The 23,518-nt window shown below is 64.1% G+C and carries 28 protein-coding genes and 4 pseudogenes; 20 read left to right on the forward strand and 12 right to left on the reverse strand.

Annotation, left to right across the window (positions count from 1 at the left end):
* Positions 1–21: 21 nt before the first annotated feature.
* Entirely contained in the window at positions 22–297 is a 276-nt protein-coding gene (gene merP, locus AB3X10_RS10845; RefSeq protein WP_003131987.1) for a mercury resistance system periplasmic binding protein MerP, read from the reverse strand.
* Between the two features lie 12 nt (positions 298–309).
* Positions 310–660, reverse strand: a complete 351-nt coding sequence (merT, locus tag AB3X10_RS10850) for a mercuric ion transporter MerT (protein ID WP_006224622.1) — start codon at positions 658–660, stop codon at positions 310–312.
* A gap of 71 nt (positions 661–731) precedes the next feature.
* On the opposite strand from merT, the gene AB3X10_RS10855 reads away from it, so the two are divergent.
* From AB3X10_RS10855 to AB3X10_RS10915, 13 genes are all read left to right on the forward strand, one after another.
* Positions 732–1,166, forward strand: coding sequence for a mercury resistance transcriptional regulator MerR (locus AB3X10_RS10855; RefSeq protein WP_003131969.1), 435 nt, complete (start codon positions 732–734; stop codon positions 1,164–1,166).
* Positions 1,167–1,642: 476 nt separating this feature from the next.
* Positions 1,643–1,930 (forward strand): TraK family protein, encoded by a 288-nt coding sequence (locus AB3X10_RS10860; RefSeq protein WP_011666570.1) that lies wholly within the window; start codon positions 1,643–1,645, stop codon positions 1,928–1,930.
* 293 nt (positions 1,931–2,223) lie between these two features.
* Complete coding sequence (traJ, locus tag AB3X10_RS10865) at positions 2,224–2,595, forward strand: conjugal transfer transcriptional regulator TraJ (protein WP_011666571.1); 372 nt, start codon at positions 2,224–2,226, stop codon at positions 2,593–2,595.
* A gap of 264 nt (positions 2,596–2,859) precedes the next feature.
* Positions 2,860–3,627 carry a P-type conjugative transfer protein TrbJ gene (gene trbJ, locus AB3X10_RS10870; protein WP_369981422.1) on the forward strand — a complete coding sequence of 256 codons (768 nt, stop codon included), beginning with the start codon at positions 2,860–2,862 and terminating at the stop codon, positions 3,625–3,627.
* 9 nt (positions 3,628–3,636) lie between these two features.
* Complete coding sequence (gene trbK / locus AB3X10_RS10875) at positions 3,637–3,864, forward strand: entry exclusion lipoprotein TrbK (protein WP_000644148.1); 228 nt, start codon at positions 3,637–3,639, stop codon at positions 3,862–3,864.
* 10 nt (positions 3,865–3,874) lie between these two features.
* Entirely contained in the window at positions 3,875–5,593 is a 1,719-nt protein-coding gene (gene trbL, locus AB3X10_RS10880; protein ID WP_011114051.1) for a P-type conjugative transfer protein TrbL, read from the forward strand.
* A 17-nt stretch (positions 5,594–5,610) separates the two neighbouring features.
* Positions 5,611–6,198: a TrbM/KikA/MpfK family conjugal transfer protein gene (locus AB3X10_RS10885; protein ID WP_010890138.1), complete on the forward strand. Its 588-nt coding sequence runs from the start codon at positions 5,611–5,613 to the stop codon at positions 6,196–6,198.
* Positions 6,199–6,211: 13 nt separating this feature from the next.
* Positions 6,212–6,847: a transglycosylase SLT domain-containing protein gene (locus tag AB3X10_RS10890; RefSeq protein ID WP_011114052.1), complete on the forward strand. Its 636-nt coding sequence runs from the start codon at positions 6,212–6,214 to the stop codon at positions 6,845–6,847.
* Between the two features lie 28 nt (positions 6,848–6,875).
* On the forward strand, positions 6,876–7,142 hold the full coding sequence (locus AB3X10_RS10895) for a hypothetical protein (RefSeq protein WP_010890140.1): 267 nt from the start codon (positions 6,876–6,878) through the stop codon (positions 7,140–7,142).
* Positions 7,142–7,840 (forward strand): TraX family protein, encoded by a 699-nt coding sequence (locus tag AB3X10_RS10900; protein ID WP_011114053.1) that lies wholly within the window; start codon positions 7,142–7,144, stop codon positions 7,838–7,840. Before AB3X10_RS10895 ends, AB3X10_RS10900 begins: the two co-directional genes overlap by 1 nt.
* 15 nt (positions 7,841–7,855) lie before the next feature.
* Positions 7,856–8,287, forward strand: a complete 432-nt coding sequence (locus AB3X10_RS10905) for an OmpA family protein (RefSeq protein WP_001665065.1) — start codon at positions 7,856–7,858, stop codon at positions 8,285–8,287.
* 154 nt (positions 8,288–8,441) lie between these two features.
* A complete protein-coding gene (locus AB3X10_RS10910; RefSeq protein WP_011655360.1) occupies positions 8,442–8,939 on the forward strand; it encodes an SAM-dependent methyltransferase in 498 nt (165 codons plus the stop codon).
* Positions 8,940–9,024: 85 nt separating this feature from the next.
* Entirely contained in the window at positions 9,025–9,405 is a 381-nt protein-coding gene (locus AB3X10_RS10915) for a hypothetical protein (RefSeq protein WP_011655359.1), read from the forward strand.
* 144 nt (positions 9,406–9,549) lie between these two features.
* Here AB3X10_RS10915 and AB3X10_RS10920 read toward each other — a convergent pair.
* The 9 genes and pseudogenes from AB3X10_RS10920 to AB3X10_RS10960 all read right to left on the reverse strand — a co-directional run.
* Positions 9,550–11,403: pseudogene (locus AB3X10_RS10920) on the reverse strand (Tn3-like element IS1071 family transposase); the annotation flags it as partial.
* 290 nt (positions 11,404–11,693) lie between these two features.
* Positions 11,694–12,881, reverse strand: a pseudogene (locus AB3X10_RS10925) (toprim domain-containing protein); the annotation flags it as partial.
* 132 nt (positions 12,882–13,013) lie between these two features.
* Positions 13,014–13,712, reverse strand: a complete 699-nt coding sequence (locus tag AB3X10_RS10930) for a TraX family protein (protein ID WP_011114053.1) — start codon at positions 13,710–13,712, stop codon at positions 13,014–13,016.
* Entirely contained in the window at positions 13,712–13,978 is a 267-nt protein-coding gene (locus AB3X10_RS10935) for a hypothetical protein (RefSeq protein WP_010890140.1), read from the reverse strand. Before AB3X10_RS10935 ends, AB3X10_RS10930 begins: the two co-directional genes overlap by 1 nt.
* Positions 13,979–14,006: 28 nt before the next feature.
* Complete coding sequence (locus AB3X10_RS10940; RefSeq protein WP_011114052.1) at positions 14,007–14,642, reverse strand: transglycosylase SLT domain-containing protein; 636 nt, start codon at positions 14,640–14,642, stop codon at positions 14,007–14,009.
* A gap of 13 nt (positions 14,643–14,655) precedes the next feature.
* Entirely contained in the window at positions 14,656–15,243 is a 588-nt protein-coding gene (locus tag AB3X10_RS10945) for a TrbM/KikA/MpfK family conjugal transfer protein (RefSeq protein ID WP_010890138.1), read from the reverse strand.
* Positions 15,244–15,260: 17 nt separating this feature from the next.
* Positions 15,261–16,979: a P-type conjugative transfer protein TrbL gene (gene trbL, locus AB3X10_RS10950; RefSeq protein WP_011114051.1), complete on the reverse strand. Its 1,719-nt coding sequence runs from the start codon at positions 16,977–16,979 to the stop codon at positions 15,261–15,263.
* Positions 16,980–16,989: 10 nt separating this feature from the next.
* Positions 16,990–17,217, reverse strand: coding sequence for an entry exclusion lipoprotein TrbK (gene trbK / locus AB3X10_RS10955; RefSeq protein ID WP_000644148.1), 228 nt, complete (start codon positions 17,215–17,217; stop codon positions 16,990–16,992).
* A gap of 9 nt (positions 17,218–17,226) precedes the next feature.
* Positions 17,227–17,361 (reverse strand): annotated as a pseudogene (locus AB3X10_RS10960) (conjugal transfer protein TrbJ); the annotation flags it as partial.
* A gap of 122 nt (positions 17,362–17,483) precedes the next feature.
* Between AB3X10_RS10960 and trbK (AB3X10_RS10965) the strand changes: the two are divergent.
* From trbK (AB3X10_RS10965) to AB3X10_RS10975, 3 genes are all read left to right on the forward strand, one after another.
* On the forward strand, positions 17,484–17,759 hold the full coding sequence (gene trbK, locus AB3X10_RS10965; RefSeq protein ID WP_011666573.1) for an entry exclusion lipoprotein TrbK: 276 nt from the start codon (positions 17,484–17,486) through the stop codon (positions 17,757–17,759).
* Complete coding sequence (trbL, locus tag AB3X10_RS10970; protein ID WP_175927292.1) at positions 17,756–19,378, forward strand: P-type conjugative transfer protein TrbL; 1,623 nt, start codon at positions 17,756–17,758, stop codon at positions 19,376–19,378. The genes trbK (AB3X10_RS10965) and trbL (AB3X10_RS10970) overlap by 4 nt, the downstream gene beginning before the upstream one ends.
* A 66-nt stretch (positions 19,379–19,444) precedes the next feature.
* Positions 19,445–19,675, forward strand: a complete 231-nt coding sequence (locus AB3X10_RS10975; protein ID WP_011347386.1) for a type I toxin-antitoxin system ptaRNA1 family toxin — start codon at positions 19,445–19,447, stop codon at positions 19,673–19,675.
* Positions 19,676–19,893: 218 nt separating this feature from the next.
* On the opposite strand, the gene AB3X10_RS10980 is transcribed toward AB3X10_RS10975, so the two are convergent.
* On the reverse strand, positions 19,894–20,232 hold the full coding sequence (locus tag AB3X10_RS10980; RefSeq protein WP_016254287.1) for a hypothetical protein: 339 nt from the start codon (positions 20,230–20,232) through the stop codon (positions 19,894–19,896).
* A gap of 305 nt (positions 20,233–20,537) precedes the next feature.
* Between AB3X10_RS10980 and mads1 the strand changes: the two genes are divergently transcribed.
* The 4 genes and pseudogenes from mads1 to istB all read left to right on the forward strand — a co-directional run bounded on the left by mads1 (position 20,538) and on the right by istB (position 23,497).
* Entirely contained in the window at positions 20,538–20,738 is a 201-nt protein-coding gene (gene mads1 / locus AB3X10_RS10985) for a methylation-associated defense system helix-turn-helix domain-containing protein MAD1 (protein WP_010378957.1), read from the forward strand.
* A 58-nt stretch (positions 20,739–20,796) separates the two neighbouring features.
* Positions 20,797–21,108: pseudogene (locus AB3X10_RS10990) on the forward strand (type IIL restriction-modification enzyme MmeI); the annotation flags it as partial.
* Positions 21,109–21,222: 114 nt separating this feature from the next.
* Positions 21,223–22,734 carry an IS21 family transposase gene (gene istA, locus AB3X10_RS10995; RefSeq protein ID WP_369981430.1) on the forward strand — a complete coding sequence of 504 codons (1,512 nt, stop codon included), beginning with the start codon at positions 21,223–21,225 and terminating at the stop codon, positions 22,732–22,734.
* Complete coding sequence (istB, locus tag AB3X10_RS11000; protein ID WP_369981432.1) at positions 22,724–23,497, forward strand: IS21-like element helper ATPase IstB; 774 nt, start codon at positions 22,724–22,726, stop codon at positions 23,495–23,497. The genes istA and istB overlap by 11 nt, the downstream gene beginning before the upstream one ends.
* The last annotated feature ends 21 nt before the right edge of the window (positions 23,498–23,518 follow it).

A 23,518-nucleotide genomic window follows, 5' to 3' on the forward strand; every position in this document is an offset into this window, starting at 1 on the left:
TGCGGTGCCGTTTTCAGTGACTCACTGCTTGACGCTGGACGGATAGCCCGCGTCTGCGGTTGCCTTGGTCAGCTTCTGCACGCTGGTCTTGGCATCGTCGAAGGTGACGACCGCTTGGCGTGTCTCGAAAGTCACGTCAACTTTGCTGACGCCTTCGACCTTGGAAATCGCCTTCTTGACAGTGATCGGGCAGGCGGAGCAGGTCATGCCCGGTACGGACAGCGTGACGGTCTGGGTGGCGGCCCAGACGGGGGCAACAACGGCGGCGAGGGCGAGGGAGGCAAACAGTTTCTTCATGGTGAACTCCGATCAGTAGAAAAATGGCATGACGTAGGGAAATCCGAGCGCGACCAGAACCAGCGCGGCCACGATCCAGAAAATGAGCTTGTAAGTAGCTCGCACTTGGGGAATCGCGCAGACCTCACCCGGTTTGCAGGCCGCTGCCTGCCGGTAGATGCGCCGCCAGGCGAAGAACAACGCCACCAGCGCCACGCCGATAAAGATGGGGCGATAGGGATCCAACACCGCCAAGTTGCCGATCCAAGCGCCGCTGAACCCCAAGGCGATCAGAACCAACGGCCCGAGGCAGCAAGCCGAGGCGAGGATGGCGGCAAGCCCTCCAGTGAAGAGCGCGCCGCGCCCGGTTTTTGGTTCAGACATGCGCTTGTCCTTTCGAATTGAAATTGGATAGCGTAACCTTACTTCCGTACTCATGTACGGAGTCAAGCGATATGGAAAACAATTTGGAGAACCTGACCATTGGCGTTTTCGCCAAGGCGGCCGGGGTCAATGTGGAGACCATCCGTTTCTATCAGCGCAAGGGCTTGTTGCTGGAGCCTGACAAGCCCTATGGCAGCATCCGCCGCTATGGCGAGGCGGATGTAACGCGGGTGCGCTTCGTGAAATCAGCCCAGCGGCTGGGCTTCAGCCTGGATGAGATCGCCGAGCTGCTGCGGCTGGAGGATGGCACCCATTGCGAGGAAGCCAGCAGTCTGGCCGAGCACAAGCTCAAGGACGTGCGCGAGAAAATGGCTGACCTGGCGCGCATGGAGGCCGTGCTGTCTGAGTTGGTGTGCGCCTGCCATGCGCGAAGGGGGAACGTTTCCTGCCCGCTGATCGCGTCACTACAGGGTGGAGCAAGCTTGGCAGGTTCGGCTATGCCTTAGCGTGCTTTATTTTCCGTTTTCTGAGACGACCCCTTTTTTAGCGGCTAAAACGCTACGCCCCTCAAGTGTCAATGGACTGACGTTGTATGTTGTATGTTGTATGTTGTAGCGCGCTACAACATACAACAGTTCTATTCGGTGCCACGGTCACATATGGCGCCACTTTTTTTGGCGCGCCCACCAAGCTGCAGCATCGTCATTTTCGGCGAGGCTGGCCATTGTCTCCGTTCCGACGATTGCGGCCGGCTGAGCATTGACTCTTGAGGGGCAGCAAGCTGCCAGGCAATCTTTCGGCCCTCTTTTTGGCGTTCAACTTTTCCGTGGTGCTGAATCTGAGTGGTGCCTATCGCGGTTTCGATAGACGTGCTTGCGTCACTCGCTTCATGTCAACCAGTTTGGCCAATTATTGGAATGTTGCGCAGGCTGCCAATCCGTAACCTTCGGAGTAGTTCAGTTGATAACGGAGGTTTACGGACATGGCGACAAAGATTGAACAGGAACTGGCCGCGCGGCTCATGCGCGCGCAGCAAACCGGGCGGCTGAAGCGGAAGGACTTCTTGCCCGCGTTCATGGCGGCGCGCTCGGACGTGATGGAAGCAATGGCCGCAGGCTTTGCGCTAAAGATCATCTGGGAGCACATGCACGAGATCGGGCGCATTCCGTTTCGCTATGAGACTTTCCTGAAGTACGTCCATCGGCACATCACCAACGCGCCGGCTGGTTCCGAAAATCCCATAACTCAACCGCAACAAGCGGCGGAATGAATCGCTGCGATACGCAAATGGATCGCTGCAAGCGCACGGAAACCATGCGGAAACCGGCTATTACTGTTCATTTTCGCGCTGTTGCGTTCCAAACGTGCGGTTTCCGCGAAAGATTTGCGGTGCCGGACGAGGACTTTCCTTGGAGTAATCAACGCCGTTATGCGGGCAGGATGTGTGAAGTAGGCCCACCCGCAAGCGGGTTGTCCTTCTTCACGTCCCCTTATTCGCGCCGGGGGCGCTCAACGGGGCATCCTGCTCTGCGAGGCTGCCGGCTACCGCCGGTTGGAGAATGAATGGACGACGAGAAGAGAGTCACGCGGAAGAGCAGCCCGCCCATCAAGGTGTACTGCCTTCCCGAAGAGCGTGAACTGATCGAGGCGAACGCCAAGAGGGCGGGGATCAGCGTTGCGCGCTACCTGCGCGACGTGGGCCAGGGCTACCAGATCAAGGGCGTCATGGATTACGAGTACGTGCGCGAGCTGGTGCGCGTGAATGGCGACCTTGGCCGGCTAGGCGGCTTGCTCAAGCTTTGGCTCACCGACGACCCGCGCACAGCCCGCTTCGGCGATGACACGATCCTCGCTCTGCTGGGTCGGATTGAGGCCACCCAGGACGAAATGAGCCGGCTCATGAAGTCGGTAGTGCAGCCGAGGGTCGAATCATGAGAGTTTTAGCCGCTAAATTGCGGCGTGCTGCACGCGACACAAACCTCTTCCGGGCCGCCGGCCTGGCCGTTATCAACACTTGGGAGGACGCATAAGGCCAGAGACACCCATAAGGGCCGAGAACAGAAACACTGAAGTCCGGGCCTCAGTGCCAAGGGCGATACCGATTAGCTAGTGGCGTAGCTCTTCGATGAAACCTTGCCGTGGGCAAGCGCGAGCTTGGTCAAGGCATTGCCTTCCTTTCATCGAATGGAGATTGCGACCATGAAGCACGTCCGTTTTTTAGCGGCTAAAACCGCGCTCGCCGCCGTTCTGGCCGGCAGCATCGTCATCACGCCTGTGCAGGCGGGTATCCCCGTCATCGACGGCACCAACCTGTCGCAGAACATCATGACGGCCATCGAATCGGTGGCTCAAACGCTCAAGCAAATTGAGCAGTACAGCACCCAGCTCCAGCAGTATCAGAACCAGCTCCAGAACACGATGGCTCCGGCAGCCTATATCTGGGATCAGGCGCAGTCCACCATCAATGGGCTGATGAACGCCGTCAACACGCTGGACTACTACAAGACGCAGCTCGGCAGCCTGGACAGCTACATCAGCAAGTTCCAGGACGTGAACTACTACAAGGGGTCACCGTGCTTCTCGGCTACTGGCTGCTCGGCCGCCGAATTGGCCGCCATGAACAACGTGCGGCAGCTCGCCAGCCAGTCGCAGAAGAAGGCCAACGATGCGTTGTTCAAGGGCTTGGACAAGCAGCAATCGAACCTGACGGCCGACGCGGCGACGTTGCAGCGTCTCCAGTCGGCCGCGCAGGGTGCGACCGGCCAGATGCAGGCCATCGGCTACGCCAACCAGCTCGCCAGCCAGCAGGCCAACCAGCTCTTGCAGATTCGTGGCCTGCTGATCGCGCAGCAGAACGCGATGGCAACCAAGATGCAGGCCGACGCCGACAAGGAAGCCCAGCAGGCGGCAGCGGCCGCACAACTGCGCCAGGGCAGCTACCGGGCCAGCCCGGCGCGCACCTGGTAAGGGGGATTCATGAAAGCAATCAAGGCTCTGTCCTTGGCCTCGGCCGCCCTCGTGGCGGCCTTGGTCGCCGGCTGCGACAACAAGCCGGCCACGGCCCCCATGCCGGAAGTGAACGACGAGAACTGCAAGCCCGAGAACATCGCCAAGATCGAGGACAAGGGCGTCCAGCAGGCTTTTTCGTCGCTGTGCTTGCGTCGTGGTGGGGATTTCAAGCCCAGCCCGAAACGCGAATGGTGAGGTGCTGACGATGAGAATGCCAGCCAATCTAAAAACCCTCGCCCTGCCGCTGTTCGTCTGGCTGGCGTTCTTCGCGGTCGATGCCCACGCGGCCATCGACAACGCCGGCGTGTTCGATAGCGTGCTGGATCGCTACCAGGCCGCCGCGAGCGGCTGGGCCGGTGTCATCACCACGGCCGCAACCTGGCTCTTCTGGACGCTGGTTGTGATCTCGATGGTCTGGACGTTCGGCATGATGGCCTTGCGCAAGGCCGACATTGGCGAGTTCTTCGCGGAGTTCGTCCGCTTCACGATCTTTACCGGCTTCTTCTGGTGGGCGCTGACCAACGGCCCTAACTTCGCCTCGTCCATCTATGCGTCGTTGCGGCAGCTCGCCGGCAACGCGACGGGCCTGGGCAATGCTCTGTCGCCCTCGGGCATCGTGGACGTGGGCTTTGCGATCTTCGACAAGGTGATGGATCAGTCCTCGGTGTGGTCGCCGGTGGACAGCATGGCCGGCATCCTCATGGCCGTGGCGATCCTGGTCATCCTGGCCCTGGTCGGTGTGAATATGCTTCTGCTGCTCGCGTCGGGCTGGGTGCTCGCCTACGGCGGCGTGTTCTTCCTCGGCTTCGGTGGTTCGCGCTGGACTTCCGACATGGCGATCAACTACTACAAGGTCGTCCTGGGCGTGGCCGCGCAGCTCTTCGCAATGGTGCTCCTGGTGGGCATCGGCAAGACCTTCCTCGATGACTACTACTCGCGCATGAGCGCCGGCATCAGCCTCAAGGAAATGGGCGTGATGCTGATCGTCGTCATCATCCTCTTGGCGTTGGTCAACAAGATTCCGCCGCTCATCGCCGGGATCATCACCGGCGCGAGCGTGGGCGGTGCCGGCATCGGCCAGTTCGGTGCAGGCGCTGCGTTGGGTGCCGCAGGCATGGCAGCAGCAGCGGCCGCGACCGGCGGCGCCGCTCTGGCCGCCGGCGCAGCCTCGGCCGCCGGTGGTGCCTCTGCCGTCATGGCCGCCTTCTCGAAGGCCAATGAGAACGTGTCGGCAGGCACGGACGTTATGTCGGCCTTCTCGGGCGGCGGCAGCTCGGGCGGCGGTGCGGGCGGCGGCGGCGACGCCGGCACCGGCAGCACGCCCTTCGCTCAGGCTGCGGGCTTTAGCGGCAGCTCCGGCGGTGGCTCTTCGTCGGGTGGCGGCAGCCCCTCGACCGGCAGCAGCTCGGGCAGCTCGAAGGGCGGCGATAAGGGCGGCGGCAAAGCCGACGCCGGCGGCCAGGGCAGCAGCTCGACGGCCAGCACCGGCAGCAGTGCCGACAAGGCCGCCAAGAACGAACCCAAGCCCGCCGGCGGGGCAGGGCAAGGGCAGCAGGCCGCACCGGGCAGCACCGGCCCCGGCTTGCTCGCATCGGCCGCATCGGCCCTCGGCACGGCCGGCCGCATCGCCGCCGACGCCGGCGCGAACTTGGCGAAGGGAACCGCCGATGTTGCCAAGGCCAAAGCCGCGAGCCTGCGCGAAGCCGCAGCCGAGCGGATCGCCGACACCACTGGCGGAAAGATCGCCGCCGCGATCAAGGCGCAAGGAAGCGGCACGGCCGAGAACATCGACGTGCCCGACCAGCAGCCCGCGCCGAGCTTCGGCGACAACAGCCTGGCAGGCGGCCCCGCCGATGCCGATCCCGAGTCCGAAGTAGCTGCGTTCGCCAACCGCGAGCAAGGCCGCGACGGCACAACTGCGTAACCAAGGAGAGTCCAACCATGAAGAAGAAACTGTTTGCCCTGGCCGCCCTCGTGGCAGCCCTCGGATCGACCGCCGGCACGGCCAGCGCGCAAGACGTGCTGACCGGCGACACGCGCCTGGCCTGCGAGGCGATCCTGTGCCTGTCGTCGGGCACGCGCCCGAGCGAATGCACGCCGTCGCTGTCGCGGTACTTCAACATCACGAAGCGCAAGCTGTCGGACACGATCCGCGCCCGCCTGAACTTCCTCCAGCTTTGCCCGGTGGCGAGCCAGACGCCGGAAATGCAGTCGCTCGTGTCGGCGATCTCGCGCGGCGCTGGCCGTTGCGACGCGCAGTCGCTGAACTCGACGTTGGTGATGTGGACGGGCGGCTACGACGATGGGCGCACGTACATCAGCAACCAGTTGCCTGACTACTGCGGGGCCTACACCGGCCACGCCTACACCGACTTCGCCAGCAGCGGCACGCTGCCGCGCTATGTCGGGACGCCAGAGCGGGGCGGGTATTGGGTCGAAGCGCGCGACTATGACCGCGCCTTGGCCGAGTACAACGAACGCATCCGGCGCGAGGACGAAGAGCGCCGCCGTCAGTCCTGGCTGAACTGAGGGAGGGGAGGGCATGCCGTTCTTCGCCGATCTGCCGCCGCAGCTCCAGGAGCGCGTCGTCTGCTCGATCTCGGCCGCCGTCAAGTACGAGGTGCCGGTCAACATCGTGTTGGCCGTCGCCGAGAAAGAGGGCGGCAAGCCGGGCCAGTGGGTGCGCAACTCGAATGGCACGCATGACGTTGGCCCGATGCAGTTCAACACCGCGTACCTGGGCGACCTGGCCCGATACGGCATCACGGCGAACGATGTGGCGGCTGCCGGCTGCTACTCGTTCGACCTGGCCGCCTGGCGGCTGCGGATGCACATCCGCAACGACAAGGGCGACCTCTGGACGAAGGCGGCGAACTACCACTCGCGCACGCCGCAGTACAACGCGGTGTACCGGGCCGACTTGATGCGCAAGGCGTCGAAGTGGGCCGATTGGCTCGAAGCTCGGTTCGTCACGCTTGACGTGACGAAGGCCGGGGCCACGCCCTCGACGCCCAGCCAGCCCGCGACGGTGGCCCAGCGGGCGACGCCGGCGGCCAGGCCGGCACCAGCACCCCAGCAGGCCGCCCCAGCGGCCGCAGCAGCTCGCAGCGTGTCGGTGGCCGGCTACGTGCCCCGCACGGTGTCTTTCAACACTTCACGCGAGGGGTCGGCCGAGTAGGCCGGCTCTTCCGATTTAGCGGCTAAACATGGACAAATTCCACGCCTTCATGATGCGGTACACGCTGGGCGTCGGCCGGTTGCTTCAAGCCTATTGCAAGTGGGCGGAAGGACAGGCCAAGAACCAGCTCGATTTGCTTCTGCTGGGCCTCGGCCCGATCTTCGCCTTGGGCCTTCTGCTGTGGGCGCTGCCGGCGTGGATCGGCAAGCCCATCGCCTTCGTGCTCTCACTGCCAGCGCTCTACATCATCTTCCTGGTGCTGCGCGCCTACGCGATTCGCGGGGGCCGGCGCTGATGAAGGCCCTGCGGATTCCTGATGGAACCGTCGAAGCGTTGAAGTGGCTCGCACTGGTTCTCATGACCGGCGATCACGTCAACAAGTACCTGTTCAACGCGACGCTGCCGGTGCTGTTCGAGGCCGGCCGCGTGGCGCTCCCCCTTTTCGTGTTCGTCCTGGCCTACAACCTGGCCCGGCCGGGCACGCTCGAACGCGGCGTGTACGGCCGCACCATGTCGCGCCTGGCGATGTTCGGCGCGCTGGCCTCCGTGCCCTTCGTGGCCCTCGGCGGCCTGTACGCCGGTTGGTGGCCGCTCAACGTGATGTTCACGCTGCTGGTCGTCACGGCCACGGCTTACCTGGTCGAACGTGGCGGCAAGCTGCACCTGGCGGCCGCCGGCGTGGTGTTCCTGGTCGGCGGCAGCTCGGTCGAATATTGGTGGCCGGCCGTGGCTTTCGGCCTGGCGGTGTGGTCGTACACGCGCCGGCCGAGCTGGGCCGCCGCGGCGGTCGCGGTGCTGGCCTGCGCGGCCCTGTGGTTCGTCAATCGCAACCTGTGGGCCTTGGCAGCCCTGCCGGTGCTCTTCCTGGCCTCGCGGGTGGATGTGCGCGTGCCGCGCCTGCGCTGGGCCTTCTACGCCTATTACCCGCTGCACCTGGCCTCGCTCTGGTTGATCCGCATCCCCATGAGCAAGGCCGGCTACCTGTTCTTCTGATTGGAGTCCTGCCCCATGCGAAAACCCGTTCTTCTGGCCCTCTCTCTGGCGTTCCTGGTCAGCGCGCAAAGCGCACTGGCCGCCGGCGACGCCGGCAACTTCGGCACGCCGATCAAGTCCGGCGTATCGGTGTCCTTCCCCGACAGCAGCGCGACATTCCAGCCGACGCCAGAGGCCCTGGAGCTGCTGGCCGACGCTAGGAATGCGGCGATCATCTACATCAGCGGGCGCACCAGCACACTACGGCCCAGCGCGGCCGATGAGGCCCTTGCACTACGCCGTGCGCTCTCGGCCAGGTCGTACTTGGTGGCGCGCGGCGTCTCGCCGCTCAAGATCATGGTGAACTTCGCATCGGCCGCCGATTTCGTGGCAGACAACTCGACGGCCGAGGGCCGGCGCGAGAACCAGCGCGTGGACATTGAGGTGGTCTACATCCCCACCTACTGAGCGATCCGGCATCGCCATTCCTGGCGGTGCTGCAGGACGCTCCAGCAGCTTCGCATCGTCGGCTCTGACGATGCAGGCCCGGCCGGCTTCCCTTGACAGCATCGCCATTTCTGACGATGCTGGCCAAGTCCCGATTTACTCCAGGAAGAAGGCCATGAGATACCCCGGCGGCAAGGGCGGTGCCGGCGTCTACCAGACGATCATCAACAACATCCCGCCTCACGACACGTACATCGAAACGCACCTGGGCGGCGGCAACATCCTGGAGCGCAAGCGGCCCGCTGCCCGCAGCGTCGGCATCGACGTTGATCCCGAGGTGATCGAGGTCTGGCAGCAGCTCGACGTGCCCGGCCTGGAGCTGCACCACGGCGACGCCGTGGCCTGGCTGGAGTCCCACCAGTTCACCGGCTCCGAGTTCGTCTACGCCGATCCGCCCTACGTGATGGACAGCCGGCGCGGCGGCAAGCTATACCGCCACGAATACGACGACAAGGGTGCGGTCAGCGTCAAAGTGCGCGGTGAAGCGCCGATCGTCTATCTGACGGGTCAAACGTTCTATCAGCCCAAGAGCGCACCCGACACGCAGGTCGTCAACGCTTCCAAGACGGACGCTGCCAAGGTGATCAGCTTCCGCCTGAGCAACAGCAAGTGATCCCGGTGCTGCCGGCGTGACGAGCGTCGGCAGCGTCCGTCCCCGCGGCCTATTCATCAGGCCAACACCAACCTAGGAGTGCATCATGTCCAAGCCCCTCAGCATCGGCGCTTTCGCCGCCGTGCAATACCTGCCGCATATCGAAACCTTCCTGGCCACCGGCGACGGTGACTTCGACGGCCCGATCTGGGCCAAGGCCACCAGTGAAATCAAGTTCGTCGACGGCCGCGCGAGCTTCACGATGGTTCATGAATTCATGAGCCGCGACGGCAGCCGCATCTCGACGGTCGACACCGCCACAGGCATCCAGGTGCCGGGCATCGACGAGGTCTCGCTCACCGTCATGCACAAGGTGGTCGATTCCACCGGCAAGTTCGAAGGCCTGCGCGGCACCTTCCCGAGCTTCGGACTGCACAACTTTGCCACCGGCAAGGGCGTGCAGCGCTTCGGCGGCGAACTGAGCTGAAGTCAGCGCTAAGCAGCAGGTGCACCCGCTGATCGTGGGTGCGCCGGACGACCTCTCAAGGCGGCGCCGCCGGCACAGACCGACGGCGCCGCTTCTTCAAGGAGCACAGACGTGACACCCGAAGTTGAGGCAGCACTGCCGCGCCGCCTTCTGCTGCGGAATCATGCGCGCGCATTCGACCGCAGTCAGACTGGTGCCGTGGGCCATGATGCCGGCATAGACCATCAGCAGCTCGTCGGTAGAGCGCGGCTCACGTCCGAGCATGATCCAGCTAAAGCGCACCTGGGCGTCAACGGCCAGAATCACTTCCGGCAATTGAACCTCACCGATGCGGTGATCCAAAGCCGCGCGCAGCTTGGTCACTTCTGGGTCTTCGTCCTCTGCGGGCAATGGCGACAAATGGAGTTCATCATCCACGCGCAGTACGCCACTGCGGGCTGCAGCGGCCACCGCATCGACACCGGCAGTTACTCTGGCCAGCAAAGGCTTCAAGAAAGTGGCAGCCTTGCTGGGTAACGATAGACGGGCATAGTGTTTCTTGGACTCTGCCTGCCAACGCTCGTCCGTGAAGAACAAGCGCGCACGACCCCGAAAGCTCAGGCTGTGCTCAATCCAGACCGAGCCATTGCGCACCGCGCGGCGCAGGGCAAACAGGGTGGCCACCTCCAACGCCTGAAACGCCCGTTCCCGGTCTGGGCTGGAGATCGAAACCTGCCAGATCATTCCCAGACTTGGTGCCACCACTTCAACTGGCAGCTTTCTGGATCCTTTGAGATATAAAGCTTGCAGCTTGGCAAGGTACTCGATGGCAGGATGCTCGCCGGTGGCCTGCCAGGGCAGCTTTGCAATGGCGACGAGCAACGACCGCACGGGGCGAATTCCATCAATCAATCCCTCGCGGACCAGGGAGGCCCTGCTCGGTGGTTTGCGTTTCTGGGTTTCGGTGATCAAGGCTTCAAGACGGGCACGCAACTCAGCATCTGGCACCGCACCTTGCGCGCTCAAGGCAACAAGTTCGCCGAGCAGCGTTTTGTACATTGCGGCCCAATTGACGGTAGCGGGGACATCGGCGGCAGCCTGACGCCACAGATCGGCGATCCGGCGCTGCACCATAAGGATCAACTGGTCTGTGGTGGTGAACAGGCAATACCGAAGAAAGCATGCGACCTCCACGGTGCGCGCTGGCTCTTTGATCTTGGCTCCGGCTGAGGGCGGCCTGGAGACAAGTCGGCGCGCGTAGCGGCGCAAGATGAGATCGGGGATGTCTGCCAGGTGCTTATGAACGTCCAGCGTGTAAAGCAGGTCGATGCGCTCCAGTACCTCGCTGATTTGGCGGGTTGAGTGTTTCGCCGGTGCAGCCCATAGCCAACTCTGCTGGGTTTGTCCATCTGGGCGCAGCTCTGAAACTGAGGCTCGCCAGCGATCAAGTGTTGCTGGATCAACGCTGGCGGCGATGGCGGTGCCTGTTTCAACTTCAAGCTGGGCAAGTGCCGCCGCAATCAGTGTCCGAATTGCCCGCTCGTGCACGATCACCAGCTTGTTCTTGTACAGCCATTGACGCGCCCGCACGAGTAGCTGATCGCGGTCGGCGCAGCGCGCCACTTCGTCGCGCAGTTCACGTACCAGTGAGCGGCGCTGGTGCTCGCTCATCCACTGGAATCCAAGGACCGTGCAGGCTACTTGTTGGTGATCGAATAGCGTGCGCCCGCGTTCATACATGGCTCTCAGCGAGGCGACTTCTGGTGCTGCAATGCCAAGCTCGTTGCCAAGGTGGCGCCACAAGGCTACTGGAATTACCCGAAAGGCACCGAGCAAACGCCCACTCATGCGCAGGAAACCAATATGGAGCGCCAGACCAAGCTTGTGGGAATCACCTCGGCGTGCATTGATTGCGTCGCGCTCGGCACCATCGAAGGTGAAAAATGCCTTCATCTCGAAGTCGCTGATATCGCGGGGGAGCCCACGCATCCCCAAAAACGTTGTGTGCCAACCCTGCATCGTGAACCTCAAAAGTGGGAGGCCACCATACCCGTTTACAAAGCGAACAGGAAAGTCAATGAAATCAACGGTCTACCCAGACCACCCCCGCGCCAGTGCTAGCTTTGCGTACCGTCACTTATTGCACTGAAAACGAGGAGACCCCGAGCGAGGCGAAAAAAAACCGCCTCGGGGTGTCCGAGGCGGCAAGTCTGCATGCGGTTCAGGGAGGAAGAAACCGCGCCGGCGATCAGGGAGGAAAACCGCGCGGCCTGATGTGCAGCTCGGCCACTTTAGCCGGATTTTTCGACTTATCCGATGCGAGCGGCCCGCCGTGGGCGCTGCTCGATCTGCTGTTGCTTTTTCTCGACGTGCTTCTGCTCCTGGTGCTGCTGCTCGTCGCGCTGCACCTGGCTGATGGCCGCGCCGATCTGCCGCTTCACGCCCTCGATGCCCAGCTCGCTCTTGTGCGCCAAGTCGTTGAAGTCGGTGTGCTGCTTCATCGTGGACAGCGCCGCGATCTGCGCGCCGCTCAACATCGACGCCTTGAGCTTGGCCGCCTCGTCGCCGGCCAGCTCGACCTTGCCGGCGGCGGCGTCGGCAAGGCGCTGCTCGGCGCGCAGGTGGGTCTTGAAGCTGTCGGGCGTGATGGCGGGCAAGTCGCGCGGGTAGGTGTTCTCGGCCGGCGCGAAGATCGGGAAGATCGCCTTGCCGCCCACGGCCTGGGCGGCCGCCTCGGCCTTCTCCCGGCCGGGGTTGTTGCCGTGGGTCATGACCAGGTGCCGGTCGTCGTCGCCGGCGATGATGACCGGCTTGTCCGGGAACTTGGCGTGCAGCGCCTTCGCCACGGCCTCAAGGTTGCCGCTGTCGAAGGCGGCGACCGTGGCGTGGCCCACGGCCTCGGCCACCTGGGCCGCCGTGGCGTAGCCCTCCGAGATCACCAGCGCCGGCGCGGCCGCCAGGGCGTCCATGCCGCCGACCGGGTGGAAGCATCCTTCCTTCTTCGAGTCCTTGGCGAACCGCTTAGTGCCGTCCTCCTGGATGTATTGCATCGTCCATTGCTTGCCCTCTGCGTCGAAGGCCGGGATGTAGGTCTTCTGGCCTTCGCGGTCGGTCATCACGCCGGCCTGCGCCTGGATGCCTTTGGCTTGCAGGTAGGGCGTCGGCTGCTCGATGGGCACGAGGTCGGCCATCTGCCGACCGACGCGCTGCGCGGTGGCCTCCTGGGCCTTGTCCTGCTCGACGGCTCGCTGTGCCAGCTTCTCGGCCGCCTCGGCCTGGAGCTTGGCCTTCTCCTGGTCGCTCAAGGCGTAGCCCTTGCTCTTCCAGGTAATGTCCGTGCCGGTCTTGTTGTTGATGATCCGCCCGGCCGGGTGCCCGTCCAGGTGGCCCACGTAGAAGCCATCGAGCGCGCCCTTCTTGCCGCCCTCGACCGGCACGCGGTGCCGCTTGCCATCCATGATCGGGTGATCGCCCTGGGCGTTGCTGCCGGTGAAGGACACCGATACGCCGGACTTGATCGGCGTGCCGAAGTTGCCGGCGTCGCCGGCGGCCAGTGCGCTTTGCGCGCTGACCAGGAACGCCAGAGAGAGGGCCAGAAGAACGGGTTTTCGCATGGGGCAGGACTCCAATCAGAAGAACAGGTAGCCGGCCTTGCTCATGGGGATGCGGATCAACCAGAGCGAGGCCAGGTGCAGCGGGTAATAGGCGTAGAAGGCCCAGCGCAGGCGCGGCACGCGCACATCCACCCGCGAGGCCAGGAAGAGCACCGGCAGGGCTGCCAAGGCCCACAGGTTGCGATTGACGAACCACAGGGCCGCGCAGGCCAGCACCGCGACCGCCGCGGCGGCCCAGCTCGGCCGGCGCGTGTACGACCACACCGCCAGGCCGAAAGCCACGGCCGGCCACCAATATTCGACCGAGCTGCCGCCGACCAGGAACACCACGCCGGCGGCCGCCAGGTGCAGCTTGCCGCCACGTTCGACCAGGTAAGCCGTGGCCGTGACGACCAGCAGCGTGAACATCACGTTGAGCGGCCACCAACCGGCGTACAGGCCGCCGAGGGCCACGAAGGGCACGGAGGCCAGCGCGCCGAACATCGCCAGGCGCGACATGGTGCGGCCGTACACGCCGCGTTCGAGCGTGCCCGGCCGGGCCAGGTTGTAGGCCAGGACGAACACGAAAAGGGGGAGCGCCACGCGGCCGGCCTCGAACAGCACCGGCAGCGTCGCGTTGAACAGGTACTTGTTGACGTGATCGCCGGTCATGAGAACCAGTGCGAGCCACTTCAACGCTTCGACGGTTCCATCAGGAATCCGCAGGGCCTTCATCAGCGCCGGCCCCCGCGAATCGCGTAGGCGCGCAGCACCAGGAAGATGATGTAGAGCGCTGGCAGTGAGAGCACGAAGGCGATGGGCTTGCCGATCCACGCCGGCAGCGCCCACAGCAGAAGGCCCAAGGCGAAGATCGGGCCGAGGCCCAGCAGAAGCAAATCGAGCTGGTTCTTGGCCTGTCCTTCCGCCCACTTGCAATAGGCTTGAAGCAACCGGCCGACGCCCAGCGTGTACCGCATCATGAAGGCGTGGAATTTGTCCATGTTTAGCCGCTAAATCGGAAGAGCCGGCCTACTCGGCCGACCCCTCGCGTGAAGTGTTGAAAGACACCGTGCGGGGCACGTAGCCGGCCACCGACACGCTGCGAGCTGCTGCGGCCGCTGGGGCGGCCTGCTGGGGTGCTGGTGCCGGCCTGGCCGCCGGCGTCGCCCGCTGGGCCACCGTCGCGGGCTGGCTGGGCGTCGAGGGCGTGGCCCCGGCCTTCGTCACGTCAAGCGTGACGAACCGAGCTTCGAGCCAATCGGCCCACTTCGACGCCTTGCGCATCAAGTCGGCCCGGTACACCGCGTTGTACTGCGGCGTGCGCGAGTGGTAGTTCGCCGCCTTCGTCCAGAGGTCGCCCTTGTCGTTGCGGATGTGCATCCGCAGCCGCCAGGCGGCCAGGTCGAACGAGTAGCAGCCGGCAGCCGCCACATCGTTCGCCGTGATGCCGTATCGGGCCAGGTCGCCCAGGTACGCGGTGTTGAACTGCATCGGGCCAACGTCATGCGTGCCATTCGAGTTGCGCACCCACTGGCCCGGCTTGCCGCCCTCTTTCTCGGCGACGGCCAACACGATGTTGACCGGCACCTCGTACTTGACGGCGGCCGAGATCGAGCAGACGACGCGCTCCTGGAGCTGCGGCGGCAGATCGGCGAAGAACGGCATGCCCTCCCCTCCCTCAGTTCAGCCAGGACTGACGGCGGCGCTCTTCGTCCTCGCGCCGGATGCGTTCGTTGTACTCGGCCAAGGCGCGGTCATAGTCGCGCGCTTCGACCCAATACCCGCCCCGCTCTGGCGTCCCGACATAGCGCGGCAGCGTGCCGCTGCTGGCGAAGTCGGTGTAGGCGTGGCCGGTGTAGGCCCCGCAGTAGTCAGGCAACTGGTTGCTGATGTACGTGCGCCCATCGTCGTAGCCGCCCGTCCACATCACCAACGTCGAGTTCAGCGACTGCGCGTCGCAACGGCCAGCGCCGCGCGAGATCGCCGACACGAGCGACTGCATTTCCGGCGTCTGGCTCGCCACCGGGCAAAGCTGGAGGAAGTTCAGGCGGGCGCGGATCGTGTCCGACAGCTTGCGCTTCGTGATGTTGAAGTACCGCGACAGCGACGGCGTGCATTCGCTCGGGCGCGTGCCCGACGACAGGCACAGGATCGCCTCGCAGGCCAGGCGCGTGTCGCCGGTCAGCACGTCTTGCGCGCTGGCCGTGCCGGCGGTCGATCCGAGGGCTGCCACGAGGGCGGCCAGGGCAAACAGTTTCTTCTTCATGGTTGGACTCTCCTTGGTTACGCAGTTGTGCCGTCGCGGCCTTGCTCGCGGTTGGCGAACGCAGCTACTTCGGACTCGGGATCGGCATCGGCGGGGCCGCCTGCCAGGCTGTTGTCGCCGAAGCTCGGCGCGGGCTGCTGGTCGGGCACGTCGATGTTCTCGGCCGTGCCGCTTCCTTGCGCCTTGATCGCGGCGGCGATCTTTCCGCCAGTGGTGTCGGCGATCCGCTCGGCTGCGGCTTCGCGCAGGCTCGCGGCTTTGGCCTTGGCAACATCGGCGGTTCCCTTCGCCAAGTTCGCGCCGGCGTCGGCGGCGATGCGGCCGGCCGTGCCGAGGGCCGATGCGGCCGATGCGAGCAAGCCGGGGCCGGTGCTGCCCGGTGCGGCCTGCTGCCCTTGCCCTGCCCCGCCGGCGGGCTTGGGTTCGTTCTTGGCGGCCTTGTCGGCACTGCTGCCGGTGCTGGCCGTCGAGCTGCTGCCCTGGCCGCCGGCGTCGGCTTTGCCGCCGCCCTTATCGCCGCCCTTCGAGCTGCCCGAGCTGCTGCCGGTCGAGGGGCTGCCGCCACCCGACGAAGAGCCACCGCCGGAGCTGCCGCTAAAGCCCGCAGCCTGAGCGAAGGGCGTGCTGCCGGTGCCGGCGTCGCCGCCGCCGCCCGCACCGCCGCCCGAGCTGCCGCCGCCCGAGAAGGCCGACATAACGTCCGTGCCTGCCGACACGTTCTCATTGGCCTTCGAGAAGGCGGCCATGACGGCAGAGGCACCACCGGCGGCCGAGGCTGCGCCGGCGGCCAGAGCGGCGCCGCCGGTCGCGGCCGCTGCTGCTGCCATGCCTGCGGCACCCAACGCAGCGCCTGCACCGAACTGGCCGATGCCGGCACCGCCCACGCTCGCGCCGGTGATGATCCCGGCGATGAGCGGCGGAATCTTGTTGACCAACGCCAAGAGGATGATGACGACGATCAGCATCACGCCCATTTCCTTGAGGCTGATGCCGGCGCTCATGCGCGAGTAGTAGTCATCGAGGAAGGTCTTGCCGATGCCCACCAGGAGCACCATTGCGAAGAGCTGCGCGGCCACGCCCAGGACGACCTTGTAGTAGTTGATCGCCATGTCGGAAGTCCAGCGCGAACCACCGAAGCCGAGGAAGAACACGCCGCCGTAGGCGAGCACCCAGCCCGACGCGAGCAGCAGAAGCATATTCACACCGACCAGGGCCAGGATGACCAGGATCGCCACGGCCATGAGGATGCCGGCCATGCTGTCCACCGGCGACCACACCGAGGACTGATCCATCACCTTGTCGAAGATCGCAAAGCCCACGTCCACGATGCCCGAGGGCGACAGAGCATTGCCCAGGCCCGTCGCGTTGCCGGCGAGCTGCCGCAACGACGCATAGATGGACGAGGCGAAGTTAGGGCCGTTGGTCAGCGCCCACCAGAAGAAGCCGGTAAAGATCGTGAAGCGGACGAACTCCGCGAAGAACTCGCCAATGTCGGCCTTGCGCAAGGCCATCATGCCGAACGTCCAGACCATCGAGATCACAACCAGCGTCCAGAAGAGCCAGGTTGCGGCCGTGGTGATGACACCGGCCCAGCCGCTCGCGGCGGCCTGGTAGCGATCCAGCACGCTATCGAACACGCCGGCGTTGTCGATGGCCGCGTGGGCATCGACCGCGAAGAACGCCAGCCAGACGAACAGCGGCAGGGCGAGGGTTTTTAGATTGGCTGGCATTCTCATCGTCAGCACCTCACCATTCGCGTTTCGGGCTGGGCTTGAAATCCCCACCACGACGCAAGCACAGCGACGAAAAAGCCTGCTGGACGCCCTTGTCCTCGATCTTGGCGATGTTCTCGGGCTTGCAGTTCTCGTCGTTCACTTCCGGCATGGGGGCCGTGGCCGGCTTGTTGTCGCAGCCGGCGACCAAGGCCGCCACGAGGGCGGCCGAGGCCAAGGACAGAGCCTTGATTGCTTTCATGAATCCCCCTTACCAGGTGCGCGCCGGGCTGGCCCGGTAGCTGCCCTGGCGCAGTTGTGCGGCCGCTGCCGCCTGCTGGGCTTCCTTGTCGGCGTCGGCCTGCATCTTGGTTGCCATCGCGTTCTGCTGCGCGATCAGCAGGCCGACGCCGACCTTGAGGCCCGGCAGCAGGCGGCGCACGCCGCTTCGACGGAATCGCGGATCGGGAAAACGGCAAGCCCGAAAAACTGGCTCGAACTGACCCGCTGACCAGGGAGGCTGACACCATGAAACCGACGATGCTGCTTGCCGGCCTCGTGGTGGCGCTGCTGGCCGGCTGCGACAGCAAGCCGGCCACCCAGGCCATGCCCGAGGTCAATGACGCGAACTGCCAGATCGAGAAGATCAAAAAGATCGAGGACAAGGCGACGCGCGAAACTTTCGCCGGGCTGTGCTCGCGCCGGTCGCGGACCGGCGGCGGCATCGCCCCGACCGAGAAGCCGATGAACTGGCTGGAACTGGCCGACCCGAAAGACTCGAAGGGGCAGGAGGCGAAGCCATGAAAGCACTGCACAAGGCGGCGCTGATCGGCGTCGCGCTCGCGCTCTACTCCACAGCCGCGTCGGCCCAGCTCACCAACCAGGGGATGCTTGACCAAGTGGTAACGGAGTTCGCCACGCGGGCCACGGCCTGGCAGACGGTGGTGATGAATGCCGCGACGTTCTTGTTCTGGACGCTGGGCACGATCTCGCTGGTCATCACCTTCGGCTTCATGGCGCTGCGCAAGGCTGACATTGGTGAGTTCTTCGCCGAGTTCATCAGGTTCATCCTGTTCTTCGGCTTCTTCCTCTGGTTGCTGCGCAATGGGCCGAACTTTGCCAACTCGATCATCCAGTCGCTGTCCAGGATTGGCGAGCAGGCTTCCGGTATCTCCTCGATCACGCCGTCGGGCATCGTCGATGTGGGCTTCCTGATCTGGAAGCAGGCCATCAACAACCTGTCGGCCTGGTCGCCCATCGACAGCTTTGTGGGCGTGGTCTTGAGCGCCGGCATCCTGCTTCTGCTGGCTGTCATCGCCGTGAACATGTTGCTGCTGCTCGTGTCAGCCTGGCTGCTGTCCTATGCCGGCATCTTCTTCCTCGGCTTCGGCGGATCGCGTTGGACTTCCGACATGGCGATCAACTACTACAAGACCGTGCTGGGCGTCGCCGTGCAGATCATGACGATGGTGCTGCTTGTTGGCATCGGGAATGATCTGCTGTCCAGCTTCTACGCCAAGATGAGCAAGGGCACACTGAACTTCGAGGAGCTGGGCGTGATGCTGGTGTTCTGCCTGGCGTTGCTGCTGCTGGTCAATCGCGTGCCGCCGCTGGTCGCCGGCGTGATTTCCGGTACGGGCGTTGGGAACGTCGGTGGCATCGGCAACTTCGGTGCGGGCGCTGCTGTTGGTGCCGCGATGGGGGCTGCCAGTGTTGCGGCCGGCGCTGCAAGCATGGCCGGCGCTGCCGTGATGAGTGGCGCGGCCAACCTCGCCGGCGGGGCTTCGGCCGTCAAAGCCGCCTTCGAGAAGGCCCAAGGCAGCGCGACCGGCGATGCCGGCGCGGGCATGGACATGATGGCGAGCGTGGGGGGCGCGGGTGCTTCGGGCGGTCAGGACTCAGCCGGCGCAGGGGGATCGCCCTTCGCGCAGGCTGCGGGCTTCGGGGGCTCGTCGTCGGGTGGCGGCAGCAGCTCGGCCGGCTCGAAGGGGGGTGACAAGGGCGGCGCCGGCGACAAGGGCAGCAGTTCGACCACCAGCACCGGCGACGGTGCCGACAAGTCGGCCAAGAGTGAACCCAAGCCCTCAGCCGGCGGTGTTGGGCAGGGGCAGCAGGCCGCACCAGGCAGCACTGGCCGCAGTGGCCTGACTCGTGCCGCAGCATTGGCTGCGGGCACCGCCGGCGAGCTGGCGAAGGGTGCGGGTGCCGTGCTCAGGGGCAAGGCGGTGCAACTTGCGGAGGGCTTCCACGAACGCATGGACCAAACGATCGGCGGCCAAGTGGCAACGGCGATCCGAGCCAGCACTGCGGCAGAGGCTCCTGCCTTCGATGGCGACAGCTTGGCCGGCGAGCAGGCCGGTAATCAGGCGGCCGATCCCGATGATGAAGTCGCTGCTTTCGTGAATCGCACGACGCCGGCGTGAAAGGCGCGTCGGCCGGCGTGGGGCCGGCCGACACTTCCATTAACCCACCTGATGGAGAGGTGAATCATGGCAACTTTGAATCCTACCAACGCAACTCAGGCAGTGCATCATGCGGCCGTGCAGCTCGCGGCCCTAGACTGGATTGACCAGGATGCAGCCCGGCAGCTCGGGCCGCTGGCCGAAGCAGTCGCCAATGCCTTCATGGTCGTCTTCTACCAGGCCGAGACGGGCCGAGCGACGCCGGCGGACTTCCGTGAGGCACTGAATGCCGTGCGCCAGTCGCTTCACCCAGCGTAAGCCACATACTAGGAACAACAAGGGCAGCCAATGGCTGCCCTTGTTGTCTCCGGGCCTGCATCGTCGGAAGTGGCGATGCGCGCCGGCGCTCGAGCATCGCCAGATGGGGCGATGACGCCCCGCCTTACTCTTCCCCTTGGCGTGGATCTCGCATCGTCATTTCCGGCGATGAGATCCAACTGCAGCACCGCCAGGAATGGCGATGCTGGCCAGCTCGCTCACGACGCGATGCCGTGCATGGTTCGCGCACGTGCCGCGACCTGGTGCGCGTGCTCGATATAAGCCGGGTCGGCCGTGGCCTCGGCGTCCGCCAAGAATGCGGCCACGGCTTCGGCGGTGGTCAGGTCTTCGGCCGGGTCAAAGGGCGTTAGGGATTCTAGGTCCGCATCGACGCGGCGGGCCAGTTCGATAGCTTGGGCGATGTCGGCCAGACGGGTGCGCACCTGGTCAGCGGTAACGGCGCGGCCTGGGTCGGCCTTCAACGCATCGTAGGCTGGGCCGATCCGTTCATGTAGCCAATGTTCCATATCCACTTTCTCTGTTTCCTCTTTGCCCATCGCACGCCTTACGCTGATATTGCTCAGCCCGTCTCATCCAGATGAGGCCACAGGCTACTACGTTGCCTGCTTTCCTTGGAAAAAGACACGCCGTCCACCTTCTTGGCGTAATCCATTTACGACCTGGCGGCCAAAGCACATGGCGTTGCCGTCAAGCTGGTGTGGCGAACTTGCCGCAGGGCGGAGCGCCGGCCGAATCTGTGGCTTCGCCACATGAGATTCCGGGTTCATTCGGGCAGCTCAAATGGTAAACTTGGCCAAACTTTGGAAGACTTCGCCGCGCGACACCAAGCGAGCCGCCTGAAATGAACCAACCCGATAGCGAAATTCTCACGCTGGATGAAGTGGCGGTCTACCTCAAGGCAGGGAAGAAGACCGTATACCGGCTGGCCCAGCAGGGGGAGATACCGGGATTCAAGCTGGGCGGCACCTGGCGGTTTCGTCGCAGCGAGTTGGATCGCTGGATTGCCGCGCAGATAGCCGAGAAGACGCAGGACAAGACATGAGCGCCCCGCAAAACGATAGCAACTTGGCGGCCTCGCCCCTAGGGGGGGCTGCACGCCGATGAATGCCGTAGAAATCGAACAAGCCATCACCGACCTCGCGGAGCAGCCCTTCGACCGTGCAGAGTTCCCCTACGCCTTCCTTGAAGCCTTTGGCAACAAGGCGACGACAATCAAGCGCCTGCGTGCGGGGGCGTCGAACAAATCCGACCTCGGCGGTGTTCTCCAGACCAGCAACATCCACATTCTGACCAGCGACGCTGGGCGGGTGACGCAGACGCTGGCCGCTCTCAAGGCCAGCCCTGCGACGGCCAAGGCCAAGGCGAAGTTCATCCTTGCTACGGACGGCGCGGACTTCGAGGCCGAAGACCTGATGTTGATTTGCACTGAAAACTGAGCCAGTTTTCATAGGGTTTTGCATCGAAATTTGAGCCACCTCCCACACTCTGGTGTCGTTCACCGACCCGGAGCATCAGGAGTGATCGACATGGCTCAACTCACGTTCATCCGCAGGATGCACTTCCGCGACAAGCTGTCCGTGCGAGAGATAGCTCGCCGTACAGGGCTGTCACGCAACACCATCGACAAATATCTGAAGTCCGGCGCGCTGGCGCCGAACTACCCCGAGCGCCGCGGCCATAGCGCCCTGGATTCGTTTGCGTCGGAATTAGCCGACTGGCTGGCCGAGAACCAGCGTTCTCCACGCAAATACCGCAAGACGATCCGGCAGATTCACGCGTCATTGCAGGCGAAGGGCTATACCGGGAGCTACGACCGCGTGGCAGCGTTTGCGCGCACCTGGAAGCAGGCCGAGCTGGATCGCACGAAGGGTGCAGGCAAGGCTTTCGTTCCGCTGAGCTTTGCGCCTGGCGAAGCCTTTCAGTTCGACTGGAGCGAAGACCACGCGCGCATCGGCGGCGAGAAAGTGAAGCTGCAGGTTGCGCAGTTCAAGCTCAGCCACAGCCGGGCCTTCGTGCTCCGCGCGTACTGGTTGCAGACACATGAAATGCTGTTCGACGCACATAACCGTGCCTTCGCCGCGTTCGGCGGGATTCCGCGCCGCGGCATCTACGACAACATGAGGACGGCGGTTAACAAGGTCGGCAAGGGCAAGCAGCGCGACGTCAATCTGCGCTTTGCGACGATGGTGAATCACTTCCTCTTCGAAGCCGAGTTCTGCAACCCAGCATCGGGTTGGGAGAAGGGACAAATCGAAAAGAACGTGCGCGATGCACGTCATCGTCTCTGGGGTGACGCACCGGCGACTGCGTCGCTGGATGCCCTTAATGATTGGCTGGATCAGCGCTGCAGAGCGCTGTGGCAAACGCTGCCACATCCTGAGCTTCCGCATCGCACGATCGCCGAAGTATTGCAGGATGAACTGGCGGAGCTGATGCCGATCTCGGCGCCGTTCGACGGCTTCGTCGAACAAACCAAACGCGTCACACCCACTTGTCTCGTGCACGTCGATCGCAATCGCTACAGCGTGCCGGCCAGCTTCGCCAACCGACCCATCAGCGTACGGCTGTATCACGACCGCGTGCTGATGGTGGCCGAAGGCAATATCGTCGCCGAGCATACGCGCTATATCCAGCGCGCTCATCACGGTGGTCGCACGATCTTTGATTGGCACCACTATCTTGGCGCTGTGCAGCGAAAACCGGGCGCACTGCGCAACGGCGCACCGTTCAAAACCATGCCGGATGGTTTCCGTGCACTGCAAGGCATCCTGCTGCAGCGTTCCGGCGGCGATCGGGAGATGGTTGAGATCCTGTCGCTGGTGTTGCAGTACGACGAGCAGTCTGTGTTGACCGCTGTCGAGCTCGCGCTGGAAGCCGGCGTCGCCTCCAAAGCACACATCCTCAATCTGCTCAGCCGCCTGCTCGGCGAAGCGCCTCCCGCTCCGCTGGATGCACCGCCGCTGCTGCAGCTGAAGGATGAGCCACGTGCCAACGTCGCACGCTACGACGAGCTGCGCGAGGTGAACCATGTCGCATGACGCACTGATCGTCACGCTCAAGCATCTTCGCTTGCACGGCATGGCGCAGACCCTGCAGGAGCTGGCTCAGCAAGGTGGTCCTCGTTATCACGAGGTTCTGCCGCTGATGGATCTGCTCCTCAAGGCCGAGGTCGCTGAGCGCGATGTCCGCTCGATCACGTATCAGCTCAAGTGCGCGCGCTTTCCGCACTACCGAGATCTCAGCAATTTCGACTTTTCTCAGTCGGCTGTCGATGAAGCGCTCGTGCGCCAACTGCACCGCGGTGACTTCATGAACGAGCGGCACAATCTGGTTTTCGTTGGCGGGCCTGGCACTGGTAAGACCCATCTGGCTACCGCGCTCGGCGTACAAGCGGTGCGGCATCTGCGCCGCTATGTTCGCTTCTTCTCGACCATCGAGCTCGTCAACGCACTGGAACAGGAGAAAGCCGCCGGCAAGCAAGGTCTGCTTGCGAATCGGCTGGCCCATGTCGATCTCGTCATTCTCGATGAGCTGGGCTATGTGCCGTTTTCGCAGGCCGGCGGCACCTTGCTGTTTCACCTCATCAGCAAGCTCTACGAGCACACCAGTCTCGCCATCACGACCAACCTGAGCTTCGCCGAATGGCCCAATGTCTTCGGCGACGCCAAGATGACGACGGCCCTGCTCGATCGCATCACGCATCGCTGCCACATCATCGAGACAGGCAACGACAGCTATCGCTATCGCCATCATCAAGACATCAGGAAGGAGCGCCATCGCCCAGTATCCAGCGCTAACTAAGCTAAGCTGCACCTCATCTGG

Origin of the sequence: Xanthomonas sp. DAR 80977 (assembly GCF_041240605.1) — a bacterium.
Lineage (GTDB): Bacteria > Pseudomonadota > Gammaproteobacteria > Xanthomonadales > Xanthomonadaceae > Xanthomonas_A > Xanthomonas_A bundabergensis.